Source organism: Azospira sp. I09 (genome assembly GCF_009177135.1).
Classification (GTDB): Bacteria; Pseudomonadota; Gammaproteobacteria; order Burkholderiales; family Rhodocyclaceae; genus Azospira; species Azospira oryzae.
The window spans coordinates 1,135,823-1,160,423 of the sequence record NZ_AP021844.1 but is presented as its reverse complement, the minus strand read 5'-3'; the positions used below and the strand labels follow the sequence as shown (position 1 = coordinate 1,160,423).

18 protein-coding genes and 3 tRNA genes are annotated in these 24,601 nt (G+C 60.3%); 10 read left to right on the top strand and 11 right to left on the bottom strand.

Features of this window, described 5'->3' with window-relative positions:
* Positions 1-2: 2 nt before the first annotated feature.
* Genes hpnE through hpnC form a run of 3 tightly spaced genes read right to left on the bottom strand, consistent with a single transcriptional unit; the run spans position 3 to position 2,993 of the window.
* Positions 3-1,340, bottom strand: coding sequence for a hydroxysqualene dehydroxylase HpnE (hpnE, locus tag AZSP09_RS05375; RefSeq protein ID WP_232058854.1), 1,338 nt, complete (start codon positions 1,338-1,340; stop codon positions 3-5).
* Positions 1,325-2,158 (bottom strand): presqualene diphosphate synthase HpnD, encoded by an 834-nt coding sequence (hpnD, locus tag AZSP09_RS05370; protein ID WP_152089385.1) that lies wholly within the window; start codon positions 2,156-2,158, stop codon positions 1,325-1,327. The genes hpnE and hpnD overlap by 16 nt, the downstream gene beginning before the upstream one ends.
* Positions 2,159-2,168: 10 nt before the next feature.
* Entirely contained in the window at positions 2,169-2,993 is an 825-nt protein-coding gene (hpnC, locus tag AZSP09_RS05365) for a squalene synthase HpnC (RefSeq protein ID WP_152089384.1), read from the bottom strand.
* A 131-nt stretch (positions 2,994-3,124) separates the two neighbouring features.
* On the opposite strand from hpnC, the gene AZSP09_RS05360 reads away from it, so the two are divergent.
* From AZSP09_RS05360 to AZSP09_RS05315, 10 genes are all read left to right on the top strand, one after another.
* Positions 3,125-3,209: transfer RNA gene (locus tag AZSP09_RS05360), tRNA-Leu, on the top strand.
* 46 nt (positions 3,210-3,255) lie between these two features.
* Positions 3,256-4,560, top strand: a complete 1,305-nt coding sequence (tig, locus tag AZSP09_RS05355) for a trigger factor (protein ID WP_014237254.1) — start codon at positions 3,256-3,258, stop codon at positions 4,558-4,560.
* A gap of 125 nt (positions 4,561-4,685) precedes the next feature.
* On the top strand, positions 4,686-5,327 hold the full coding sequence (clpP, locus tag AZSP09_RS05350; RefSeq protein ID WP_014237255.1) for an ATP-dependent Clp endopeptidase proteolytic subunit ClpP: 642 nt from the start codon (positions 4,686-4,688) through the stop codon (positions 5,325-5,327).
* Between the two features lie 15 nt (positions 5,328-5,342).
* Entirely contained in the window at positions 5,343-6,617 is a 1,275-nt protein-coding gene (gene clpX / locus AZSP09_RS05345; protein WP_014237256.1) for an ATP-dependent Clp protease ATP-binding subunit ClpX, read from the top strand.
* A 114-nt stretch (positions 6,618-6,731) separates the two neighbouring features.
* Positions 6,732-9,149 carry an endopeptidase La gene (lon, locus tag AZSP09_RS05340; protein ID WP_152089383.1) on the top strand — a complete coding sequence of 806 codons (2,418 nt, stop codon included), beginning with the start codon at positions 6,732-6,734 and terminating at the stop codon, positions 9,147-9,149.
* 161 nt (positions 9,150-9,310) lie between these two features.
* Positions 9,311-9,583 (top strand): HU family DNA-binding protein, encoded by a 273-nt coding sequence (locus tag AZSP09_RS05335; protein ID WP_014237258.1) that lies wholly within the window; start codon positions 9,311-9,313, stop codon positions 9,581-9,583.
* Between the two features lie 28 nt (positions 9,584-9,611).
* A tRNA-Val gene (locus AZSP09_RS05330) sits at positions 9,612-9,687 on the top strand.
* Between the two features lie 25 nt (positions 9,688-9,712).
* Positions 9,713-9,789 (top strand) — tRNA-Asp (locus AZSP09_RS05325).
* A gap of 68 nt (positions 9,790-9,857) precedes the next feature.
* Positions 9,858-11,750, top strand: a complete 1,893-nt coding sequence (locus AZSP09_RS05320; protein ID WP_152089382.1) for a SurA N-terminal domain-containing protein — start codon at positions 9,858-9,860, stop codon at positions 11,748-11,750.
* Positions 11,751-11,980: 230 nt separating this feature from the next.
* Positions 11,981-13,180, top strand: a complete 1,200-nt coding sequence (locus AZSP09_RS05315) for a tyrosine-type recombinase/integrase (protein WP_148581005.1) — start codon at positions 11,981-11,983, stop codon at positions 13,178-13,180.
* Positions 13,181-13,419: 239 nt separating this feature from the next.
* Here the strand turns inward: AZSP09_RS05315 and AZSP09_RS05310 are convergent, their stop codons facing one another.
* The 8 genes from AZSP09_RS05310 to AZSP09_RS05275 form a co-directional block, all read right to left on the bottom strand.
* Complete coding sequence (locus AZSP09_RS05310) at positions 13,420-14,865, bottom strand: hypothetical protein (RefSeq protein WP_148581004.1); 1,446 nt, start codon at positions 14,863-14,865, stop codon at positions 13,420-13,422.
* Positions 14,866-14,940: 75 nt separating this feature from the next.
* Entirely contained in the window at positions 14,941-16,359 is a 1,419-nt protein-coding gene (locus AZSP09_RS05305; protein WP_152089381.1) for a UvrD-helicase domain-containing protein, read from the bottom strand.
* Positions 16,346-18,076: an ATP-dependent nuclease gene (locus tag AZSP09_RS05300; RefSeq protein WP_148581003.1), complete on the bottom strand. Its 1,731-nt coding sequence runs from the start codon at positions 18,074-18,076 to the stop codon at positions 16,346-16,348. Before AZSP09_RS05300 ends, AZSP09_RS05305 begins: the two co-directional genes overlap by 14 nt.
* 169 nt (positions 18,077-18,245) lie before the next feature.
* Positions 18,246-18,959 (bottom strand): TIGR02391 family protein, encoded by a 714-nt coding sequence (locus AZSP09_RS05295; RefSeq protein ID WP_148581002.1) that lies wholly within the window; start codon positions 18,957-18,959, stop codon positions 18,246-18,248.
* Positions 18,960-18,974: 15 nt separating this feature from the next.
* Positions 18,975-21,089 (bottom strand): hypothetical protein, encoded by a 2,115-nt coding sequence (locus AZSP09_RS05290; RefSeq protein ID WP_148581021.1) that lies wholly within the window; start codon positions 21,087-21,089, stop codon positions 18,975-18,977.
* Complete coding sequence (locus tag AZSP09_RS05285; protein WP_197739056.1) at positions 21,089-23,029, bottom strand: large ATP-binding protein; 1,941 nt, start codon at positions 23,027-23,029, stop codon at positions 21,089-21,091. Before AZSP09_RS05285 ends, AZSP09_RS05290 begins: the two co-directional genes overlap by 1 nt.
* Before the next feature lie 25 nt (positions 23,030-23,054).
* A complete protein-coding gene (locus AZSP09_RS05280) occupies positions 23,055-23,687 on the bottom strand; it encodes a hypothetical protein (RefSeq protein ID WP_148581000.1) in 633 nt (210 codons plus the stop codon).
* Positions 23,684-24,598, bottom strand: a complete 915-nt coding sequence (locus AZSP09_RS05275; RefSeq protein ID WP_148580999.1) for an AbiJ-NTD4 domain-containing protein — start codon at positions 24,596-24,598, stop codon at positions 23,684-23,686. Before AZSP09_RS05275 ends, AZSP09_RS05280 begins: the two co-directional genes overlap by 4 nt.
* Between the last annotated feature and the right edge of the window lie 3 nt (positions 24,599-24,601).

Sequence of the window (24,601 nt, the reverse complement as noted above, 5' to 3'; positions counted from 1 at the left end):
GCTTAAGCCAGGTTGGCGGCGATCAGGCGGGCGGCCGTATGGCCGCTGCGCACGGCCCCTTCCAGGGTGGCCGGATAGTCGCCGGCGGTGTAGTCGCCGGCCAGCCACAGGCCGGGCAGGGGCGTGGCGTTGGCGGGGCGCTCCAGATCGGGCCGGCAGGCGAAGGTGGCCCGGGCCTCCCGGATGGTGCGCTGCCAGCGGGGTGGCGCCAGGGGGCGGCCGAGGGCGCTTTCCAGCTCCCGGTGCAGGGACTGGGCCAGGGCCTCGGGGGCCAGCGCTTCCCAGGGACCGTGGGCGCTGAGGACGCAGGCCAGCAGGCCCCGGTGGCCGTCGAGAGGGCCCCGGTCGAAGACCCATTGGCCGATGGGCCCGGCCAGGCCCAGCAGGGGGAAGGGCAGGGTTACGTCTGCGTCGTACTGCAGATACACCGTAGCGATGGGCTCGTAGGCGAAGGCGGCCAGTTGCCGGCGCAGGGCGTCCAGGGCCGGTGCCGGCGGCAGCAGGGCGGCGCCGTGCTGGGGGGCGGTGGCCAGCACCACCTGGCTGAATTCGGCGCTGCCCGTCTGTCCTTCGTTTTCCCACTCCAGTCGCCAACCCTCGCCGCTGGCCGAAATGCGGCGTACCCGGCTGGAGAGGCGCACCGGCTGGCCATTTTCAGCCAGCCAGGCCGTAGCGGGTTCAGGGACGAGGCCCCCCAGGTGGGTGGTCGGCAAAAGCATGTCCGTCGCGCCTCCCGGGCCACCCAGGCTGTCGCGCAGGACGTTGGCGAAAACCTGGGCCGAGGCGGCGGCAGCCGGGGTGTTGAGGGCAGCCAGGCACAGGGGTTCCCACAGGAAACGGGTCAGCCGGGGGGCCTGGCGGTGCCGTTGCAGCAGTTCGCTGACGCTGCAGTCGGCGGGCAGCCGGTAGCCGCCGGCCTTGAGGGCTTGCATGAAGCGGGCGGCGGCGACCTTCTCGCCCGGGCCGGCGCCTTTGGCCGTGAGCAGGCCCCAGACCAGGTGCAGGGGGGCGGGCAGGCGCGGCAGGCGCAGGCTGAAGTGGGGCGGCGTCAGCAGGGCCAGGGGCGCCCGGCGCAGGTGCCCGGCGCTGCCGATCTGGCCCATCAGTTCCAGGGTGGCGCCGTAGGCACCGATGAGCAGGTGGGGGCCGTTGTCCAGGGCCAGGCCTTCGACCTGGACCAGGCGGGCGCGACCGCCCGGCTGGCGCGCCGATTCGAAGACGCTGACGGGGATGCCCTGGCGGACCAGGGCCACGGCGCAGGCCAGGCCGGCCCAGCCGGCGCCGACAATGGCGACCCGGGCCGGTGCCCCGGTGCCGGACGGCGTCAGCCCTTGATCCACGCCTTGAGCGCCAGCCAGGCCTTGCGTCCGGGCGGGATGGAAATGCGGTGGGTGAGGACCAGCCCGGGCTCGGCGGCGATTTCTTCCAGCAGGCTGCGGTAGATGGCGGCCATCACCAGCCCCGGCTTCTGCTGGCGGCGGTCCGCCGCCGGCAGGGCGGCGAAGGCCTGCTCGTAGAAGCCGCGGGCCCGTTCGATCTGGAACTGCATGAGGGCGGCGAAGGCTTCCGTCGGGCGGCTGTTGAGGATGTCCGCCGCCGGCACGTTGAAGCGCTGCAGTTCGTCCATGGGCAGGTAGATGCGGCCGCGGCGGGCATCCTCGCCCACGTCGCGGATGATGTTGGTGAGCTGGAAGGCCATGCCCAGGTCGTGGGCGTACTTGCGCGTGGCCCTTTGCGTCATGCCGAAGATTTCGGCGGAGAGCAGGCCTACCACGCTGGCGACGCGGTAGCAGTAGAGCTGCAGGGATTTGAAGTCGGCGTAGCGAGCCTGGGTCAGGTCCATTTCCATGCCGTCGATGATTTCCAGCAGCAGTTCCTTATCCAGGGGAATGGTCTTGATCACCTCGGCCAGGGCCTGGGCCACCGGGTGCTGGGGCGTGCCGTCGTAGAGCCGTTCCACCTCCTGGCGCCACCAGGCCAGCTTGATGGCCGCCACCTGGAGGTCCTCGACTTCGTCCACCACGTCGTCCACCTCCCGGCAGAAAGCGTAGAGGGCGGTCATGGCCTGCTTCTTCTCCCGGGGCAGGAGGGTGAAGCTGATGGTGAAGGAGGAGCCGCTGGCGGCTGCCTTCTGCTGGCAGTAGTCGTGGGGATTCATGGGCGGGATTCTAGCGGCATCCGTGGCGGAAGAGGGCGGCACGGCAGGCCAGGAGCAACCAGTCGCCGCCGCCGAGACGGGGGCGCCGGCGGAAAACGTCGCCCCCTACCTGCCCGATTTTTTCCAGGATGCGTAGGCCCCCTTCCACCGTCAGGCGGATTTCCCAGCCGAAACGGCCGGGCAGGTCCAGGGCCAGGGGGGCGCCGTCCAGCATCAGCTGGCGGGCCCGCTGCACCTGGAAATCCATGAGGGCGCACCAGGCCTCGTCGACCTGTCCGGCGGCGATGGCTTTTTCGTCGAGGTCGAAGCGCAGCAGGTCCTCCTGGGGCAGGTAGACCCGCTGCTTCTCCCAGTCCACGGCCACGTCCTGCCAGAAATTGATCAGCTGCAGGGCGGTGCAGATGGCGTCCGAGCGGGCCAGGTTTTCCGGCGTGGCGGCTTCGAACAGGTGCAGCATGATGCGTCCCACCGGGTTGGCGGAGCGGCGGCAGTAGTCGAGCAGGGCGGGGTAATCGGCGTAGCGCTTGACCGTGACGTCCTGGGCGAAGGCCGAGAGCAGGTCGTGGAACGGCTGCAGGGGCAGGTCGTGGGCCACCAGGATGGGGGCCAGGTCCTGGAATAGGGGCGTTTCCGGGGTGATGCCGGCCTCGATGCGCTCCAGTTCGGCGTCGTAGGTTGCCAGGGCCTGCAGGCGCTCGGCATCGCCGGCTTCGCCCTCGTCGGCGATGTCGTCGGCGCTGCGGGCGAAACGGTAGATGACTTCCACCGGGCGGCGCAGGTGCCGGGGCAGGAGGATGGAGGCGACAGGGAAATTTTCGTAGTGATCGACGGGCATGGGCATGCGGTCGTGGCGGACGCTTGCCGGGCCAGGCCGGCGTCGTCTCTGGCGGTTGCGGCCCCCGCGGATTCGCGGCGTGGGGCAAGGCTTACAGTATAGAGGCAACTCGGGTAAAATAGCTCGTTTACGCGAGAGTGGCGGAATTGGTAGACGCACTGGATTTAGGTTCCAGCGCCGCAAGGCGTGGGGGTTCGAGTCCCTTCTCTCGCACCACGGATCGGGCGGCCTAGGCTGCCCTTGTTGTCACTAAGGAAAACGCATGCAAGAGAATTCCCAAGTCTCCAGCGCCCTGGAACGTCGCCTGGATATCGCCGTTGCCATCGCCGATCTGGATAAGGACGTGGACGAGCGTCTGAAGCGCATGGGCAAGAGCGTCAAGCTGCCCGGCTTCCGTCCCGGCAAGGTGCCGTTCAACATGGTCAAGCAGCAGTACGGTGCCCAGGCCCGCCACGAAGCCCTGGCCGACGCTGTGGACAAGGCCTTCGGCGAAGCCGTGACCGCCCAGAAGCTGCGTGTGGCCGGCTATCCCCGCATCGAGGCCAAGAAGACCGAGAGCGACACCCAGCTGGAATTCTCCGCCATTTTCGAGGTTTATCCCGAAATCACCCTGGGCGACGTTTCCACCACCGACGTGGAGCGTCTGTCCTTCGAAGTCGGCGCTGCCGAAGTGGACAAGACCCTGGACATCCTGCGCAAGCAGCGCGTCACCTTCGACAAGGCCGATCGCGCCGCCGCCAAGGGCGACCGCGTGGTCATCGATTTCCTTGGCAAGAAGGACGGCGTTGCCTTCCAGGGCGGCCAGGCCACCGATTACCCCTTCGTCCTGGGCGAAGGCATGATGCTGGCCGATTTCGAGAACAACGTGGAAGGCCTCAAGGCTGGCGAGTCCAAGACCTTCGACATGACCTTCCCCGCTGACTACTTCTCCAAGGACCTGGCCGGCCAGTCCGTGCAGTTCGAGATCACCGTCAAGGAAGTCCAGGGTGCCAAGCTGCCCGAGGTCGATGCCGAATTCGCCAAGCTGATGGGCATCGCCGACGGCGACGTGGAAAAGATGCGCGCCGAGATCCAGACCAATCTGGGTCGCGAAGTGAAGAAGCGCATCCAGGCCCAGACCAAGGACCAGGTCATGGAGGCCCTGCTCAAGGCTAACCCCATCGACGTGCCCAACGCTCTCATCGAAGGCGAAGTGGAGCGTCTGATGCAGGCCGCCAAGGCTGACATGGAAGCCCGCGGCTTCAAGGGCAAGGACCTGCCGGTCAAGCCCGAGTGGTTCGGCGAGCAGGCCAAGCGCCGCGTCACCCTGGGTCTGGTGCTGGCCGAGCTGGTGAAGGTGGAAAACCTGTACGCCAAGCCCGAGCAGATCAAAGCCATGGTGGAAGAGGCTGCCCAGTCCTACGAGAACCCGGACGAAGTGGTGAAGTGGTACTACGCCCAGCCCCAGCGTCTGGCCGAGGTCGAGGCCGTCGTGGTCGAAGATAACGTGGTAAGCTGGGTCCTGGAACGGGCCAAGGTTACCGACAAGACCGCCGACTTCGACGAACTGATGGGTCGCCGCGCCTAAGACGCGCTTCGCATCCGCAGAAGAAGTAACGTGGGGGCTGCAAGTTTTTGCGGCCCCTGCGTCATAATAAGTCACCGCAACGTCCCAAACCTTCGACTCCCCCAACCAAAAAACAGAGGATGCGCATGAAGATCGATAACGGCAGCCAGTGGGATCCCCAAGCCCTGGGGCTGGTCCCCATGGTGGTTGAGCAAAGCGGCCGCGGTGAACGGGCTTTTGACATTTATTCCCGCCTGCTCAAGGAACGCATCGTGTTCCTGGTCGGGCCGGTGAACGACGCCTCCGCCAACCTGGTGGTGGCCCAGTTGCTGTTCCTGGAAGCAGACAATCCCGACAAGGACATCTTCTTCTACATCAATTCCCCGGGTGGTTCCGTGACCGCTGGCCTGTCCATCTACGACACCATGCAGTTCATCAAGCCCGACGTCTCCACCCTGTGCATGGGCCAGGCCGCCTCCATGGGCGCTTTCCTGCTCAACGCCGGGGCCAAGGGCAAGCGTTTTGCGCTGCCTAATTCCCGTGTCATGATTCACCAGCCCATGGGCGGTTTCCAGGGCCAGGCCTCCGACATCGAAATCCACGCCAAGGAAATTCTCTCCCTGCGTGCCAAGTTGAACGAGATCATGGCCAAGCACAGCGGTCAGCCCGTGGATCGTATCGAGAAGGATACGGATCGCGACAACTTCCTTTCTGCAGCCGAAGCCATGGAATACGGCCTGATCGACAAGGTTCTGAGCAGCCGTGCCGACGCCCAGGAAGCAAAATAAGGCAGGGGACGACATATGACGGAAAAGAAAAGCGGCAGCGCCGAAAAGCTGCTTTATTGCTCCTTCTGCGGCAAGAGCCAGCATGAGGTGAAGAAGCTCATCGCCGGACCGTCCGTGTTCATTTGCGACGAGTGCATCGAGCTGTGCAACGACATCATCCGCGACGAGATCGCCGGTGACGTCGGCGGCAAGGGCGGCAAGGACGACCTGCCGACGCCGAAGGAAATCTGCAGCATCCTGGACCAGTACGTGATCGGCCAGGAAGTGGCGAAGAAGATCCTCTCCGTGGCCGTGTACAACCACTACAAGCGCCTGCGCCATCAGGGCAAGAGCGCCGATGACGTGGAACTGGCCAAGAGCAACATCCTGCTGATCGGTCCCACCGGCTCCGGCAAGACCCTGCTGGCCCAGACCCTGGCCCGCCTGCTCAACGTGCCCTTCGTCATGGCTGATGCCACCACCCTGACCGAGGCCGGCTACGTCGGCGAGGACGTGGAAAACATCATCCAGAAGCTGCTGCAGAAGTGCGACTACGAAGTCGAGAAGGCGCAGCAGGGCATCGTCTACATCGACGAAATCGACAAGATTTCCCGCAAGTCCGACAACCCCTCCATCACCCGGGATGTTTCCGGTGAGGGTGTGCAGCAGGCCCTGCTCAAGCTGATCGAAGGTACCGTGGCCAGCGTGCCGCCCCAGGGTGGGCGCAAGCATCCCAACCAGGACTTCGTCCAAGTGGATACGGCCAACATCCTCTTCATCTGCGGCGGCGCTTTCGATGGCCTGGAAAAGGTCATCCGCAACCGCTCCACCCGTGGCGGCATCGGTTTCGGCGCCGAAGTGAAGAGCAAGGAAGACAAGAAGGCCGTCGGCGAAGTGCTGCGCACCGTGGAGCCCGAGGACCTGATCAAGTTCGGCCTGATCCCCGAGTTCGTCGGCCGCCTGCCGGTGATCGCCACCCTGGACGAACTGTCCGAAGCTGCCCTGGTGGAAATCCTGATCGAGCCGAAGAACGCCCTGATCAAGCAGTACCAGAAGCTCTTCGCCATGGAAGGCGCCGAACTGGAAGTGCGTCCCGCGGCCCTCACTGCCATCGCCCGCCGCGCGCTGGAGCGCAAGACCGGCGCCCGGGGCCTGCGTTCCATCCTGGAAGGCGTGCTCCTGGAAACCATGTATGAACTTCCGGGCATGGACAATGTCTCCAAAGTGGTGATCGACGAAGGCATGATCTCCGGCGAAGCCAAGCCCATCCTCATCTACGCCGAGCAGCCCAAGGTTTCCGGCTCCAACTGATCCCGCGCATTGCCTGCAAGTCGGGGAGTCGCCGAATTTGGTGACTCCCCGGGCTTGAAGAATCCTTCCATCGCCCCTATCTTCAGGGGTGATTGCTTTTCATAAGGACTCACCATGTCCAGCATTACCCTATTACCTTCCGAGCCCGTGGATCTGCCCTTGCTGCCCCTGCGGGACGTGGTGGTCTTCCCCCACATGGTCATTCCCCTGTTCGTGGGGCGCCCGAAGTCCATCAAGGCCCTGGAAACCGCCATGGAGGCCGGCAAGAGCATCCTGCTGGTGGCCCAGAAGTCCGCTGCCAAGGATGATCCCGCTCCCGAGGACCTCTACGAGATCGGTTGCGTTGCCAACATCCTGCAGATGCTGAAGCTGCCCGACGGTACCGTGAAGGTGCTGGTGGAAGGTACCCAGCGCGCCCGCATCACTGCGGTGGACAACCAGCAGACCATGTTCTTCGCCACCGCCACGCCCATCGCCGGCGAAGACGGCCCCAACCATGAAGTGGAGGCCATGCGCCGGGCCGTGATTGCCCAGTTCGACCAGTACGTCAAACTGAACAAGAAGATTCCGCCGGAAATCCTCACCTCCATTGCCGGCATCGAAGAGGCCGGCCGACTGGCCGACACCATCGCTGCCCATCTGCCGCTCAAGCTCGAACAGAAGCAGGAAATCCTCGAGCTGTTCGACATCAAGGGGCGCATCGAGCGTCTGCTGACCCAGCTCGAGTCCGAGATCGACATCCTGCAGGTGGAGAAGCGCATCCGCGGCCGCGTCAAGCGCCAGATGGAAAAGAGCCAGCGCGAGTACTACCTGAACGAACAGGTCAAGGCCATTCAGAAGGAACTGGGCGAAGGCGAAGAGTGGGCCGACCTGGAAGAGATGGAAAAGAAGGTCAAGGCCGCCGGCATGACCAAGGAAGCCGTCGCCAAGGCCCAGTCCGAACTGAAGAAGCTCAAGCTGATGTCGCCCATGTCGGCCGAAGCCACCGTGGTGCGCAACTACATCGAGACCCTGGTGGGTCTGCCCTGGAAGAAGAAGACCCGGGTTTCCAAGGACCTGGCCGAAGCCCAGAAGATTCTGGACAAGGACCACTGGGGCCTGGAGAAGGTCAAGGAACGCATTCTCGAGTATCTCGCCGTGCAGCAGCGCGTGGACAAGCTCAAAGCGCCGATCCTGTGCCTGGTCGGACCTCCCGGGGTGGGCAAGACCTCCCTCGGCCAGTCCATCGCCCAGGCCACCAACCGCAAGTTCGTGCGCATGAGTCTTGGCGGCGTGCGGGACGAGGCTGAGATTCGCGGCCACCGCCGTACCTACATCGGTTCCATGCCGGGCAAGATCCTGCAGAACATGACCAAGGTGGCGGTGAAGAACCCCCTGTTCCTCCTCGACGAGGTGGACAAGATGGGCATGGACTTCCGCGGCGATCCTTCCTCCGCCCTGCTGGAGGTGCTGGATCCGGAGCAGAACTCCACCTTCGTGGATCACTATGTCGAAGTGGAATATGACCTGTCCGAGGTCATGTTCGTGGCGACGGCCAACACCCTCAACATCCCCGGCCCGCTGCTGGACCGGATGGAGCTGATCCGCCTCTCCGGCTACACGGAAGACGAGAAGGTCAGCATCGCCCTGCGCTACCTGTTGCCCAAGCAGATGAAGAACAACGGTCTGAAGAAGACCGAGATCGCCGTGGCCGAAAGCGCCCTGCGCGACATCATCCGCTACTACACCCGGGAAGCCGGCGTGCGCAGCCTGGAGCGTGAAATCTCCAAGATCTGCCGCAAGGTGGTGAAGACCCTGCTGCTGAAGAAGAGCCAGACCAAGGTGGCCGTCACGGCACGCAATCTGGACAAGTTCCTCGGCGTGCGCCGTTACACCTTCGGCATGGCGGAAAAGGAAAACCAGGTGGGTCAGGTGACCGGTCTGGCCTGGACCGAAGTGGGTGGCGAACTGCTCACCATCGAAACCGCCGCCCTGCCAGGCAAGGGCAATACCATCAAGACCGGCAAGCTGGGCGAGGTAATGCAGGAGTCCATCCAGGCGGCCGTTTCCGTGGTGCGCCAGCGGGCCCAGTCCCTCGGCATCAAGGACGACTTCTACCAGAAGACCGACATCCACATCCACCTGCCCGAAGGCGCCATTCCCAAGGACGGTCCTTCCGCCGGCATCGGCATCTGCACGGCGATGGTGTCCGTGTTGACCGGAATTCCGGTGCGTTGCGACGTGGCCATGACCGGCGAAATCACCCTGCGGGGTGAGGTGCTGGCCATCGGCGGTCTCAAGGAAAAGCTGCTGGCCGCGGTGCGCGGCGGCCTGCAGAAGGCTTTGATCCCGGAAGAGAACGTCAAGGATCTGGCCGAGATTCCCGACAGCATCAAGGGCAAGATCGAGATCGTTCCCGTGCGCTGGATCGACCAGGTGCTGCAGCACGCCCTGGAGCGCATGCCCGAGCCCCTGCCGGCTGTAGATCAAGCAGCGGCGCCGGTCGCCGCCCAGGCGGATGATTCCGCCAATTCCGGCGTCATCACCCACTGATGCCATTTTTTCCATGCCGGATGCAATTCTTCCGGCATGGCAACACCCCCTCAGAATATCCCCCGAATCGGCTAGAAACCGCTTGACACAAGGTTTTCCGGCTTGTTATAAAAGTGCGTGCAGGACTTTCCTGTTAACAACCTTTATGTAAGGGGGCTTACGTGAACAAATCTGAACTGATCGATCAAATCGCCAAGTCTGCAGATATCTCCAAGGCTGCAGCCGGCCGTGCGCTTGATGCCACCATCGGTGCCGTCAAGACTTCCCTGAAGAAGGGCGGCATGGTGACCCTGGTGGGTTTTGGCACCTTCTATGTTGGCAAGCGTGCTGCCCGTTCCGGCCGCAACCCGCGCACCGGCGCCACCATCAAGATCAAGGCAGCCAAGGTGCCAAAGTTCCGCGCTGGTAAAGCGCTCAAGGATGCGGTAAACTAACGGTCTTTCGCGCTTAGCCAAACGGCACGGGTGCTTAGCTCAGTTGGTAGAGCGCTAGCCTTACAAGCTGGATGTCGGCGGTTCGATCCCGTCAGCACCCACCAGAAAAAGAGCGTACAGAGTTAGTCAGGAGTGGTAGTTCAGTCGGTTAGAATACCGGCCTGTCACGCCGGGGGTCGCGGGTTCGAGTCCCGTCCACTCCGCCAGTAAGCAAAAAGGCGAACGAAAGTTCGCCTTTTTTTATTTCAGTGAGCCAAACAACGGAAGCCTTCTTATGTTTGACGCCGTCCGCAACAACAAACGCATCGTTCAGGTATTTCTCGGATTGATCACCCTGCCGTTCGCTTTCTGGGGGGTTGAATCCTACATCCGCAATGCGGGCGACAGTCGCGATGTGGCGACTGTCGGTGGCACGCCCATCACCCTGCAGCAGTATCAGCAGGCCTGGCGCAACCAGCAGGAGCGGCTCCGGGGTGCCCTGGGACCCAACTACAATCCGGCGCTGATGGAGTCTCCCGAGGCTCGCCTGGCGGTGGTCAATTCCCTGGTGGATCAGCGGGTGCTGCTGCTGGAGGCGAACAAGCGCCGCCTCATGGCCAGCGACGACCTGCTGCGCGATGTGATCAGCAAGATTCCCGCCCTGCAGGAAGACGGCAAGTTTTCCGCCGCACGTTACGAAACCGCCCTCAAGGCCCAGGGTCTGACCCAGACCGGTTTCGAAGCCCAGTTGCGTCAGGATCTGACGCTGCAGCAGCTGGTCGGCTCCGTCAGCGATACGGGCATGGTGGCGGCTGCAGCCGCGGAAGCCATGCTGCGCATTCAGGCGGAAGAGCGGCAAGTGGCAGAGCTGCGTATCGTGCCCGAGCAGTTTGCGGCCCAGGCCAAGCCCAGTGCCGAGGCCATGCAGAAGTTCTATGAGGAAAACCGGGCCAGCTTCGAAATTCCGGAGCAGGTGCGGGCCGAGTTCGTGCAGCTGTCGGTCGATGCCCTGCTGGCCCAGCTGGTCGTGACGCCGGAAGAGATCAAGTCCTGGTACGAAGGCCACAAGGACCGCTACCAGCAGTCCGAAGAGCGCCGTGCCAGCCACATCCTCATTCCCAGCGGCAGCGACGTGGCCCAGGCCAAGAGCAAGGCCGAAGCCGTGCTCAAGGAAGTGCAGCAGAATCCTTCCAAGTTCGCCGATATCGCCAAGCGCGAATCCAAGGATCCCGGTTCTGCCAGCAAGGGCGGCGATCTGGGCTTCTTCGGCAAGGGCAGCATGGTCAAGCCTTTCGAGGATGCGGTCTTCAGCCAGAAGGAAGGCGAGCTGTCCGGCCTGGTTCAATCCGATTTCGGTTTCCACATCATCAAGGTCACCGGCATCAAGGGCGGCAAGCTGAAGACCCTGGATGAGGTGAAGCCGGAGATCGAAGCGGAACTGAAGCGTCAGGCAGCCTCCCGCAAGTTTGCCGAAGCGGCTGAGGCCTTCAGCAACACGGTTTATGAACAGTCCGACAGCCTCAAGCCGGCGGCGGACCGTTTCAAGCTGCCGCTGCAGCAGACCGGTTGGTTCTCCCGTCGCGGCGGTCAGAACGCCGGAGTCCTGGGCAACGAGAAGGCGCTGGCCGCCCTCTTCGGCGAAGATGTGCTGAAGAACAAGCGCAATACCGAAGCCGTTGAAATCGCCCCCAACACCCTGGTGGCTGCCCGTATCGTCGAGCACAAGCCGGCCAGCCTGAAACCGTTCGATACGGTCAAGGGCCAGATCGAGGAGATTCTCAAGATTCAGGAGAGCAACGCCCTGGCCAAGAAGGCCGGCGAGGAGAAGCTGGCCCAGTTGAAGGCCGGCGAGGACAAGCTGGGCTGGGCCCTGGTGAAGAATGTGTCGCGCATGGAAGGCAGCCGCCAGGTGCCGCCCGCCGCCCTGCAGGCCATCTTCAAGACCGACGCCGGCAAGCTGCCTGCCTATACCGGGGTGGAGTTCCCCAACAACGGGGGCTATGTGCTGTACAAGATCATGAAGGTCAGCCAGCCCTCGTCCCTCGATGAAGGCAAGCGCAAGGTGCTGCAGAAGGAATACACCTCCCTGGTGGCCCAGGAAGATTTCGCTGCCTACCTGGCTGGCCTGCGTGCCCGCTACAAGGTCGAAGTGAACAAGGCAGCCCTGGAGGACAACAAGGATCGTTGATCCGCATTATCCGAGGCACAAAAAAGCCGACCGTGAAAACGGTCGGCTTTTTTATTTCACCATGACTCCAGCCCGGCACTTCGCTGGACTACGCCAAGACTAGATACAGCAGGTTTATCAATAACTTAGGCGAGTTCATCATATGCCGGTGCTTTCTGAAACTTGACCCGACTTCCTCTCTGCTGGCCCCTAGAAGGCTCCTGGGAACCGGGTCTTTCCAAGGAGTCATCGTGGCAAAAATCAAGCTCACCAAGTCCGCTGTCGATGCAGCACAACCACAGGCGCAGGCCGTCGAACTCCGGGACACGCTGGTGCCCGGCTTCTTGTGCAAGATTACCCCGTCGGGCCGCAAGGTTTTCATGCTCCAATATCGGACGAACGCCGGCGAGCGCCGCAAGCCCGCCTTGGGCCAGTACGGGGAACTGACCGTCGAACAGGCCCGCTCGCTCGCGCAGGAATGGTTGGCCCAGGTACGCCGGGGTGATGATCCCGGCGCAGCCAAGGCGGAAGCCCGCAAAGCGCCCACCGTCGAGGAGTTGTGCAAGAAGTTCATGGAGGATCACTCCAAAAAGCGCAACAAGCCCAGCACCCGAGTCGGCTATCAAGGAGTCATCGACCGCTGCATCATCCCGTTGCTGGGCCGCAAGAAGGTCCACGACGTGAAGCGCCCTGACATTGCCGGACTGATGGAAAAACTATCGTATAAGCAGACCGAGGCAAACAAGGCGTTCAGCATCCTGCGCAAGATGTTCAACTTGGCCGAGGTGTGGGGCTATCGGCCTGACGGCACCAATCCTTGCCGCCATGTCCCGATGTTCCCTGCCGGCAAGTCCACCCACCTTATCAGCGACGAGGATATGGGCAAGCTGTTCCGGCAGCTCGACAAGATCGAGGCCGAGGGGCTGGAGAACTACGTCATCCCGTTAGCGATCCGCCTGCAATTCGAGTTTGCCGGCCGCCGTGGCGAAATCGTCTCGCTCGAATGGGAATGGATCGATCTGGAAAACCGCCGCGTCGTCTGGCCCGACAGCAAGACCGGCGGCATGTCCAAGCCCATAAGCGAGGAAGCCTACCGGCTGCTTTCGACGGCGCCGAGGCCGGAAGGCAATCCCTACGTACTGCCGTCGCCGCGCCATCCAGGGCAACCCTTGACCACGGGCGAGTATTACGGCGGCTGGAGCCGTGCGCTCAAAGCGGCGGGTGCAACGCATGTGGGGACGCACGGCATCCGCCATCGCTCGGCGACCGACATTGCCAATTCAGGTATCCCGGTCAAGGTCGGCATGGCCCTGACGGCTCACAAGACTGTGGTGATGTTCATGCGCTACGTCCACACCGAGGACAAGCCGGTGCGGGAAGCCGCCGAGCTGGTGGCCAATCGGCGCAAGACAATCACGGGGGCGCGCCGTACCGAAGAGGTGAAGGCATAATCCGGTGAAAGGTATCCGTTCCGTCGCTAGTGGTCTGCTTTGCAAATGATGAAACCATCTGATTCGCCCAAGACCCGTCAGAACAAAGGCTATTGGTAACAAGACGGTTCCACTATTTCGCAAGCACTACACTAGCAGCACCTTCGGCGCTGCTAGCGACTGCAAGGCGACCAAGTTGGTAGCGAACCAATGCAAGTCGGTCGTCAGCGCGCAAAGAGTCAAAAAATCAGGCCGTCAAGTCAAGCGTTCGCTTTGCGCGCTGCCAGTTTTGCCTCAAGCAGACGATAGGCTCTCTTCTCATCAAGCTTCAGCAGGTTCTGTTCGTTCTGTAAAAGGTCAGCCAGCACCGGTGTCACAACATCGAACAGTGCCGGCAGCAGCGCCTCGCCGATTGCTCGCGGCTCTGCAAGGTCCTCCAGTAGTCCCGACATTTCGCCGTGAGCGAGCTTGTTGCGGCCTTCTCGATAGACCTTGTGGACTGCGACATCCACCGTGAGCACGCCCTCGGGCACGGCCTCACCCTCAGGCTTGAGCGCAGTCTCGGCGAAGCTTGTCATATCGCTCGCCTTGCCACCTGCGCCCGACAGCCCGTCGGCGGCACAGCCATAGTTGACCACTGCCATGAAGTCGGAAGCCTCACGACGAGCTTCACCGACCCAGTACAGTGCATTCGCCCAGCGTTCGACGAGATGCAGCGCATGTCCGCTTCGTCGTCCATCGACGTAGTGCTGCAAGACGCACCCGGCGGCATCCAGGAAGGATTGTTCGCCTGCCATCTTGGCGGCCAGTGCACCGGGGCGTCCACCAATGCCAGGCATCTGTACGCTCGATCCACGCAATATCCGTCCGTCTAGCGTGGTCGCGAACCGGTCCTCTGCAAAAAGATGCTGCCTGCCAGCTTTGGTAAAGCGTCGCGCATCCTCGACCTGGAACCTCAGTCCGATTGCGTCAATCGCAAGTCCCACCACCACCGACGCTTTGAAATGGGACCGCGCATGCTCATGCCCTTCCATCCGGATGGTCGCTACCCAGCTGTAATGGCGTAGCGTACGCAGAACATCCAACGCATGCGATGCACGGCGGCCACTCTCGGCGACAGTTGATCGAGCGGTCAACTCCTCCATGTCCAGTTCACGGGCCTCGACCTGGTGGATGAGCTCGCGGACCTCCGAGTCCTTGACAAAGGAATCGAGCCATTCCGCTCTTGGCAGGAATCGCACTGGTCCCACGGCAAATGCCGGCACGGCCTGATCCGAGTGAAACAGATGGCAAGGGATATGCCGGTCGACATCGGGACTTGCGCTGGCGGCAAGCTGCTGCAGGCGCGCTTGGTAGTCGTCGACGAGCGCAGCGTAAAAATCGTCACCGAGCACCATGTCCTGCTCATTCTGACCGCCCGGTACTTCTGGAAGGCGCGATTGGCAGTCGCGAAGCGTGTCCCCGATCGCCTGGAACGAGAGCTTCATGAAGGCCTCCCGGTCAATTGTCTGGCGCAAGGCTTCGAGTGATTTCCAGCTTTGCTGTGACAGCATGTGAGCTGCGTCCACGCCGACTTGTGTGACCGGATACTGACCGCCTTGGGACACCGAAATGGCAAGCGGAACCAAGGGGTTTGCGCTGAGGGCTTGCCACTGAGCAAAGGGCATCGCCTTCGCCTTGATCACGTCCTCGACAATCGTCTCCATGAGCTTTCCAGCGGGCGTCTCTTTTGCACCGCCCGAGCTTCCAAATTTGTTCTCTCTTGCCACTTCCCCTCCTACTTAGCCCAATATGGGGCTGGCGCTACACACAACCAGCTTCATTGATCCGCGGGTCATGGCCACATATAAGTGCTGTGCGCTCATGCCCTCCGTATTCAGCACGACCGCCACTTCCGCCTCCAGCCCCTTGAGCAGCAGCGTGCTGCCGACTGCACGCTTGGGTAACGGGCGGCCCAACAACCGGTTCTCTTCCCGCACGCACCTGGCAGCCTCCGCAAGCGGGACGTTTCCTGCCGAAGCTCCACGGAGCGCCTTGAGCACGCCGTAAAGAATGGCGGGCCGATGCACACGCACATTCGGCATTTCGCGCAGCTCCGACAACAGTGTTGCGGCTGCGGCGATGGACGGGGCGCGCTGGAACGCCAAGGCACAGCTCTCCGCTGCGGACGGCGGATTCCTCGCGGTTCCTCGGGTCAATGACTCCAGACGCCGTGTCAGCTCTGCGACACCCACATTGGTCATGACGCTTTGCGCCAGCGCCAGCAACTGTCCCAATGCCCCTGCAGATGCAACGTCGAAGCTGTTTCCGAAGGCAATGAGGTCTTGTAAGTCGACTGCCTCAACGGTCGAGGCCCCTGGCGTCTGGCTTGCGAAGTTCTGCTGGCTCAAACGGTTACGGCTGTCCGCAATAAGCAGTACATGTCCGTCGGCGGTGGGCGGCAGTGTCCGTGCGGCAGCTAGTCGCTGCGGGTGGTCGTTGGGCGGGACGGTCTGAACCCACGTCACATGTGCTAGTGGTCCGGTGCGAACATCCACCGACTGACCAGCCACCAACAGGCGCCGGGCCTCCAGAAGCCACTGTCCGAGTGCTTCCGCACCGGCATTGCGCCACCGCCACGGCGTGGCCAGTTCCGCCACGACCGGGAAATGCGCACACACTTGCTGCTCCCAGTTGGCCAAGGCGTTACCACCGAAGCCGAAGATGCCTTGCATCGGATCGCCAAGCACGCAGGCCGGCAGAATCAGAGAGAGAAAGTAGACGAGATAGTGCTGAGGCACCGAACAGTCCTGATACTCGTCAACGATAAGGTGCGCATAGGACGCTTTCAGGACCTCGCTGACGTGTCCGGCCTGCAACAGCTTCCAGGCGAATTCGCGGATCGCCGGGTAGTCTCGCGCTGGCGTGGCAAGCCGCAGGATGTCCGGGTCGTGACCGCTGCGACCCGGAAAGCTCGCAATCAACCGAATGGCCCAGCCGTCGATGGTGCTCAATCGATAGGCACTGTGCGGCACACCGGCACGATCCAGCCGGCCACGAAGTGCTGCCACGCCAGCATTCGTGTGCGTGAGCACGAGGATAGGTTTGCTACCTCGGTGAGCAGCCAGAGCGTGAGCGATCAACTGCGTCTTGCCGCACCCGGCCGGTGCTGTAACGGTACCGCGGGCAATCGCGCGCAGGTCGATTTCAGCGGGGGCCATGGGCTGCCCACGCAGATACCTGGTCCACCAGTGCTTTGAAGCCTGGATCGCATAGCGGCAAGTCCGGCGCCACGATGGTCCTTGCTACGTCCTCCATCCAAGAGATGGACTTGAACCAACCGGCCTTGCGGATGCGCGCTGCCTGCCCGAGCATGGCTCGGCTTGGTACTGACAGCGCTTGCGTGTTCTGGATTTCGTCCCAGACGGCCTGAACGGTCAGCGTGTTGTTCGAGACCGTGCGTAGGTGTTCATGAATCAGGTCGCCATGCAGGTCGTGGGCATATTTGATCAAGTGCTGACACGCCACCGGCGTGAGGCTGCCAAATAGTTCGTCCTCCAATGCGCGGCCTGCGCGGTAGGCAACGACTGCGCCACCGGCCTGCAGAAATGCCTGTTCGATGGCGGGTGTGGGCTTCTTGTCGTCATCACGTACCACCATCACCCTGTAGCCTAACGACTGGAAGGCCGCCGCGCGAGCATAGGGGCGGTCCGGCTCGCCACCGCCACAGTCGACCATAGCAATGCCCTGTGCTGCCAGGGACACGCCGCCGTGTTCAACCCGGTGCAAATCCAGGCCACGCAGAAGTCCGATCTCGCTGGCTCCTTCGCACACGATCACGGAGCCAGCCAGAAAGGCCTCGGGATAAAGGCGGATGGTGCTTTGGGTGTCGTTGTCAGTACCCACCATGCGGGCTTCGTGACGGTGGAGACTACGGCGCAGCACGAAGAGCTGGCCGCCCGACAACTCCCTAAGCGCTACCGGCGAATGCGTAGTGAGAAACGCCTGCAGCGGGGCCGCTTCCTTCGCTCCGAGAGAGCCGAGAAACCGAGCAATGCGGTGTGGCTCAAGGCCGTACTCCAGTTCGTCCGAAAGGACGATCGACGCTTGGCTGGCAGCTCTACGCTGCAGACCAGCCACCAACAGGCGAGTGGACCCGACGCCGAGACTGCGAAGCGGGATGCCGCCCTCGTTGTGCAGGGAGATGGTCCCGCCTCCGAACGACACGGAATGCGAGTCGAGCAGTGCTCTCGCCTTCGCGCCGATGTGGACGCCGAGTTCCTGAGCGGTCGCAGCGACGATCCCCAGCGCTTCTCTCAATTGCTGCTCGGCCTGATCGCCAAAGGTGCCGCGCGCATCTCGCGCAGCCTTCACAAGTGCCGCCGAGGCATCAGCGCGCTCCTCCGAGATGCGGTTCAGGACCGAGCCTCGTTGCCAGCCCAAGTTGTAGTCAGCGAGCGCACCGATGCGTGTCGGCGCCAGGGCCAGACGGTCCTTCCACGCGAGTGCCTTCACCAGACCTTGCTGGGAGGCTCGGTCGGAGATGAGAGTCCAGGATGGCTCCAGGTCGCTGGCGACTGTCAGATTCAGGCAGAGAACCACTTCTGCACCAGCGGACGGCTCGTCTTCGACAACGCCCGTGGCGGCGTGATAGCCGCGCAGAAACGCACCGAAGCTCTCCAGGGCACTCATGCTGTCATCTAACGCACCCAGCGTCAGCGTGATGCTGATGGGAGCGGTGATGTCCAGGCCGAAAAAGTCAGCGTCGGAAATCTGAACATTGCGCCTAGCGCCCAAGCACAGGTCGATCGCATCCAACACCGTGGATTTTCCGCTGTCGCCCGTGCCGATTAGACAATTGATGCCAGGCGATGGACACCACACCAGTTGCTGGATGCCACGAAAGTTGGAGATCTCGATCTTTCTTATTCTTGCCATTGGGTGCCCCTGTGATGATGTGCGGCCTGTTCTGCTTAGAAAGCCCTGGTGCAGAAGCACATTGAGAATGTGTTCGATTCTTTGCGCTGCCTGCGGTCTTCCGCAGGACATCGCCTGAGTTCCAATAGCCGGCGGTCATATCGAGAACCACCGATGCAACTGGCTCAACTCATGTCTTCGGCGCGTCTTTCGCTTCGTAGATCCGTCGGGCTAGAAGGCTGGCGAAGATCAGATACTGAGCGGCCTTCTCCGGGTCGAGATCATGATTTAGCGAATGAGCCTTGGGATTGCGTATGCCAAGGTAAGCACCGACTAAAATTTGCATGAAACCCTTCTGATCATTTCTGCCCGACTCCGTGTCAAGTTCGCTGAGGATCAGGTGCGGCTTCTCCAAACTCAATGCTTGCGTCGCAAGAGCCGCACCGTCGAGGTCCAAGCCGGTGCGCTCTCGTATCAGATCAAAGATTGCAACGATTGAGTTCAGAACGGCATCGCGGTAGTGTCCGTTCACATAGTGCTGAAAGGCATGAGCGAAGATGACCGGATGTAGCAGTTCTTCGAAACCAATGCTTGGTTGCGTACCTGCTCCGCTGCGCGCATGCGTTTCTGCCCTGGACTCTACCTGTGGTAGATCACGTGCAAGGATGTCGTCATAATCGTTGACGTCTCCAAACCCAATATGCCTTCCGAGGTTTCCCATGTCTTGCTCCGGGAAACCCGCATCCGTCCAAAGTTTGCGAAGCGATTGGTAGTCTGTTTTCAAATAACCATTCACCAATTTTGCACCGGCTTTATCGTCATCCGCGAGCAAACCCTGAGCGTCGATTGCTTTCTGGCGCATCGCACGAAACACAGCATTTACTTTTAAATACCATTCAAGCATCGAGGCTCCCCATATTCAATTTTCATCCGAACCAGCTGAGGCATCGGCGATACCAGGAAGGGCGCTGGCCGCAGATGCTGCCTGTATTGCCAAGTCGGGCACCTTCTTTCGCTTTGGCTGCTTCTTCGGTGATTTTGCAGTAGTACCTGAAAGGTGCGCATTTTTACTGATGTCGCTTGGCAAGTACCGGCGACCCGGTACTTTGACAATAACGACGTGTCTCGGCTCACTTTCACCTGATCGCCGTATGGTGCGACATTCCATCAAAGATCGGATGTGTGGTGTACCTTCAAGTTTCGGCGCGGTTAGATCAAGGACAAGCAGGAACCCCAATCGAATACTCACATTCTGGTAGTCAGTAGTTTGTCCCGCGTAATGACTCGCCAGCGAATCAAATGACCCATCGTCCATTTCACGCTTGATTTCGATCACCATGCGTTCTCCCGTGGCCTTCAGGGCCACGTCGGCGCGGCCCCCGCCAAGGTTTGTGGGCTCCATTTCACCTGATGCTGATTGAGTGCTTATCCAGCGGAAATAATCGTCTTGAAGTGCGCTCTCTGGTGGCAGGGTGCCATCAGACTTCTCAAACAGATAGGCGACCGATGGATCATCCTTCTTTGTAATTTCCAGACGATTTTTAAGAAATCTGGTCGTCCACAGTAAAACGGTGCCGAACAATTTGGCACCTCGAACACTATCCCTGTAGTCCGGGTGATGCTCCACCGAGGCCAAGCAATGGTCAAAGATATCGATCTCCGCCGTGCTCAATCCTTCGAGACTGAACGCATAGGCGTTCGAGACTACTTCGATTACGCGCCGCTCGGTTTCTTTACTGCAACGGGCTTGTGACAGTACGGCAGCGACCGGCGCCCAAACGGTGGCTGCCTCAGTGGGGTTTCGCTGAGCCCCTGCATCAGCGGCCATAAACCGATCAATGCCGCTCAGGATCGCATCGGCCTCGGGGACCTGCTCGTGCTCGCGGTTTTGTTTGAGCCAGCATTTCAAAAGATATGCTTGCCCTTCGCGCTGCGCGATCGAAGACACGATCCTGGGACGCAGCAAAGTCTCCAAATATCCATCTCGGCTGCGTTTCAAGATCGTTCGCCCCGCGCTGTAAGCAGCCAGCACCTGACATTCGATCACAACCCTAGGTTCCCACCAGCTAATCTGCTGCAAACTGTCGGCAAGCGACGCAAGCGTTCCTGCAAGATCGTTCCAGCATGCAGCCTGTATATGCCGTGCGCCCAACCATGTTGGCGAATTTTCGTCGGCATGCCAGGCAAGGAGTTCGAAGGCTGATTTCTGAATCGTCGCGCTGCGCGCTCTCAACTCAATGTTGGTCTTGTGGGCATCGAAGTCCGTCAATAATGTGAGACATTCCCCATACAGCGCTGCCTCCGGTGCCGCTTCCTTCAATGATTCAGCTTTCTTGAACCACTGCAGGGAATCCAGAAAGATGGCATTTGCCATCTCTCTCTTCGGTTCGTCGAGCGCAGCTGCGAGACCTGCCATCCCCAACTCAAAGCTAGCTTCATAGGCTGCGTCTTCGCACTCGGAAAAGATGCGTAGCTTTTCCACCAACTCCGTTTCGCGCCAATGCGAGTGGGCGATTCCCATAATCTTGGCGGCATGACGAAGAAAATGCGGTTCGTCGGAAATTTGAATGCCCAACAAGGCATCCAGCAGGCGAAGCTGCATCCGACGATCAGACGCAGCCAGCCGGAAAGCTCCCTCAAGTGCTACAGCTCGGGCATAGCCTGTGATCGCACCGGAAACATCAACCGCTTTCTGCAAGAAAGCCATGAATACGTCATTTGCAGTACCGTCCGGCAATTGGCAAGAATTCAGCGCGTCGACCATTTCGATCAGCACAACATCACTTATGGCGGCTCGTACCAAACAATCGATCAGGTCTTTCCATGGATGTACATCCTTGACCAATGCGTCGCTCGCATCTCGGAGAACCGCAGACAAAATTTCGCCAGCAAAAGGGGATGTCCCCAGCGCTGGCGTAGCCTCAACAATTACTTCGAATCCGCCCAGATTGTCGACGCTCGGCAGTTCCCCTTGGCTCAACAACGTATGCAGCGTAACTTCCACTGGATGCAGTTGAGCCCCCTGTGCGGTCATTACCACAGGTAGCCTCCATTTGTGGCTTCTCTGCGATGGCTTTCAGGAACGTGATCGATCATCGCTTTCGAGGTTACGCCTGCAACGAAAATCTGGAGATGGGGAAGTTCGTCACGAATGTCTTTCAACCCCGAGAGCAATTCACGAAGATCTTCTGGCGCGATTTCCTGCGCAGCGGGCGAATCGATCATGATCAAGCCAGGGTGTCGTCCGACGCCCTTTCGTTCACCGACCTGAATCATGGCGAGAACTGTGGCGACCTTCAGCCTCAGGCGCTCACCTTTCGTCACTTTGCTGAACGATGTCTCGGCGCCACCCTTCGTCAAGATCAGATTCGCATTTCCACGCAGTTGGGCCTTCGACAAGCTGTGCATGCCAAAGCGCTGGGCGAAGTGAAGAAGACTGGCGGAAACCTCGCCTAGGAACTCGTCTCGGACGGCTTTGGACCGTGTTTCCGTCTCGCTGACAATGGCTTTGAGCACGGCAGCTTCGTCATCCGTAACATCATCGCTACCAGGATCAAAGCCTGCTTCTTCAAGGCGACCTTCAAGTACAGCGATCTCGTTGGCAAGTAGCTTTCGAGCCTCGAACGACCCAAGCTGAAGTGTCAACGCTTCACTCTTGGTCTGGATGTTCTCTAGATCCGTTTGCAAGGCCTGGAGACTTTCATCGGCCAAATTGCGATTCTTTTGGGCTTTGTCGAATGCCGCTTTTGACGCTTTGACGCTCGCCTCAAGTTCTTTTCTCAGAACATCCGCGTCCTCGCTGCTCGAAATATTCTCTCCGCACACAGAGCATGAATGGCTAGTCGCCTCATTTTTCTTCCGCGCCTGATCGATTTCATGATCACAACGCGGGCAGCAACTCGGGTCGAGCAAACGAAAGACTGAACCCGCCGCCATCGAATCTTGGTGGGCCTGTAATTCACGGCGATCTTGCAGATAGGCAGCGCTGGCCTGCTGCTCAGCGAGCGTCTCTCGATCAAACCGTTCTTGCATTGCCTTCTCTCGACGTTTGGTTTCTGAGTACCTGCTGCTAAGAACAGATAGCTCAGCCTGGATTGCCTCATCCGACGGTTGCGAATTCAATGCTTCTCGTTTCTCTGCAAGCGTTGCTTCGATTTCCTTGACGCGGGCTTGCTTGGCACGTGCACCCTGATTGCGACGGCGGGCCTCCAGCTCATTTCCAGACTCGACGAGTTTCAGTGCCGCTGCTGCTGTGGCCAGCGTCGAAACCCATGGAACGCCGAGGTACATTTGCATTAAACGCGCTTGAGTTCCTGTCGTGGCGGGCAGATCACCGAGCACTACGTCATAGTTTGTGCCGATGAACATCGCGCCTGACAATGCAGGCCAGCCATGAACGACTGCATGGCCGGTCTTTTCTTCGGAGTCACTTTCACGCCATGTCGCAAGTCCCTCCATGGAGAACGCACGCAGAAAGAAGTCCGACATGACCATCTCGAACTGCTTATCACTATTGAAGGACGCGAGTACCGTAGGGTTTGCTGTTGCCGATGACCGTCGGCTTAGCGTGCCAGAAGCTCCGCTTTGACAATCGAGTTGCACCTCATGCTCAAGTCCATCAAGATCGAATCGCAGGCAAGCGTTGTGTATCCAGCTCTTGACGTCATCTTGAAGATTCGGAGATGGCTTGCCGCGCATCAGCCATCGCACGACTTCGATGATCGACGACTTCCCGCGCAGGTTGCGATCCGTCATCATTCCCCATAGTCCTTCATTCAGCTCTGGCCATTCAAAGGTGTAGAGTCCGTCGTCCTCAACGCCTTGCTTAGTTCCACCGAAAGCTATACTCAAGAGCTTCATCCTGCGTGGAGCGGGTAGCACCGGGGTTGGCACGATATGCCGTGCGGTCAAAACTGACTCCACGCGACTCGTATCGACCTTGGCTCGGCTTGCGATGGCGTCCAGCCATTCCATGCTCTCTTTTGCCATATCTTCCCCTTCAGACGGTTTGTTTGAGTTGATTTAGTCTTCGTTGTACATCCGTACCAATCGGAGGAATGATCCCGCCAAGTTGGGTTTGAGCATACGTCGCCTGCTCGTACTGCTTATCCTTCAGAGCACCGCCGCCTCGTGTGCCAGCGATTTCCGCAACCAAGGCCGCCCGTTGGGCATACCATTCAAGAATTGGCTCCTGTACGACAGCGTTCGAGCAGACCTCTACTCCGCGAACCGTCAAGATGAAATCGGTTTCGTGGACCTTCACCTTTCCTTTGATGCCCGTAATACGGACTAAGTCACGTGATCTAAGCAAGGAAAGCGCATCGTCGAGTCGTTCATAGGCACCAAACAGATAGCGAATCATTGGAATACGTCGCAAGTCAGGTTCATCGCTTTCGAAGATTGCTTCCGCAGCTTGACGATAGTCCGCGTTGCCCGTTGCTTCGTAGCCGTCCAACAGTTCGCTAGCCAGATAGTCTGGGTTGCGCATCCAGAAGTCGAAGGCATGCAATCGTGCCTCGCCTTTGAAAATCTTGGCGACTGTCTGATCGTTTGGGTCTACCAAGGGCATGCCACCGGCGTTCAGAATGAAAAGTATTCGGATTGCATCACGGTGAGGCGTCCGAGCATTCATGCGTTCCCCTTTCTTCTGAGCATCAGTTGAATCATCGCGAACAGGCGATGAAACAGATAATCAACATGATCCACGTCGATGACAGCGACTTGGTTGACTTCCGAGTGTCGGATGAGATGGCTATTGCCGATCGCCGTCAGTTCGACCGCTTCCGTTTCCAACCGTGACCGCAAAGATGGTTCTGCTGCCGTGGCATCAAGGATAATCTTGATCGACTGCTTCTTATCACGAGGGTCCGCCAACGACTTGAGTCGTTCCCATGCATCCCACAAGCGTTCCAGTGCTTCACGGCGTACAAGCGGATTGCGATCGGAAAATTTGTTCCGGCATTCCTCCAGCATGTTGTCCAGCGTGCGATCTCCGCTACGAAACGTTGTTCGCTTGAGATCGTCGCCAAGCACAGGAGGAAGAACACGCACGATGCGGCCTGTCGATAGCATCTCGAACGCCACACCATTGCGCGCGAAAATTCGGTTGACGGTCTTTCGGAATTCTTCCTGCCCGGCCGCTTGATCGAATGTCAAATGATGGTGGTTGAAATAATCGTGGTGCTTGCCTGGGATCGGTTGCGCCACAGCGGCATAAACGAATTCCAAAAAGTCCAAAACCAGTAATGTGTCAGGCGCATACGACTGTCGCTGTGAGAAAAATCCGTCTTCCTCAACGCGCGTCGTTTCTAACGGCCAAGTCAAGCCTGGCATTTCTGCAATCACGGATGCGGCAAGTGCATCCGAGTCGCAACCGCAGATCACTTGGCCATCCGAGCATCGCTCCGGAAATCGCAGGCCAAAAGCTCCGCTGTTCACCAATGCCTGCACTGTCCCCACCAAGCCTGCCCACACAACAGGCGAGATCACCTGATGGGTGCGGGCGCGCGGGCCATTTTCTCGATCGCTGAAGTAGTCGCTCATGGT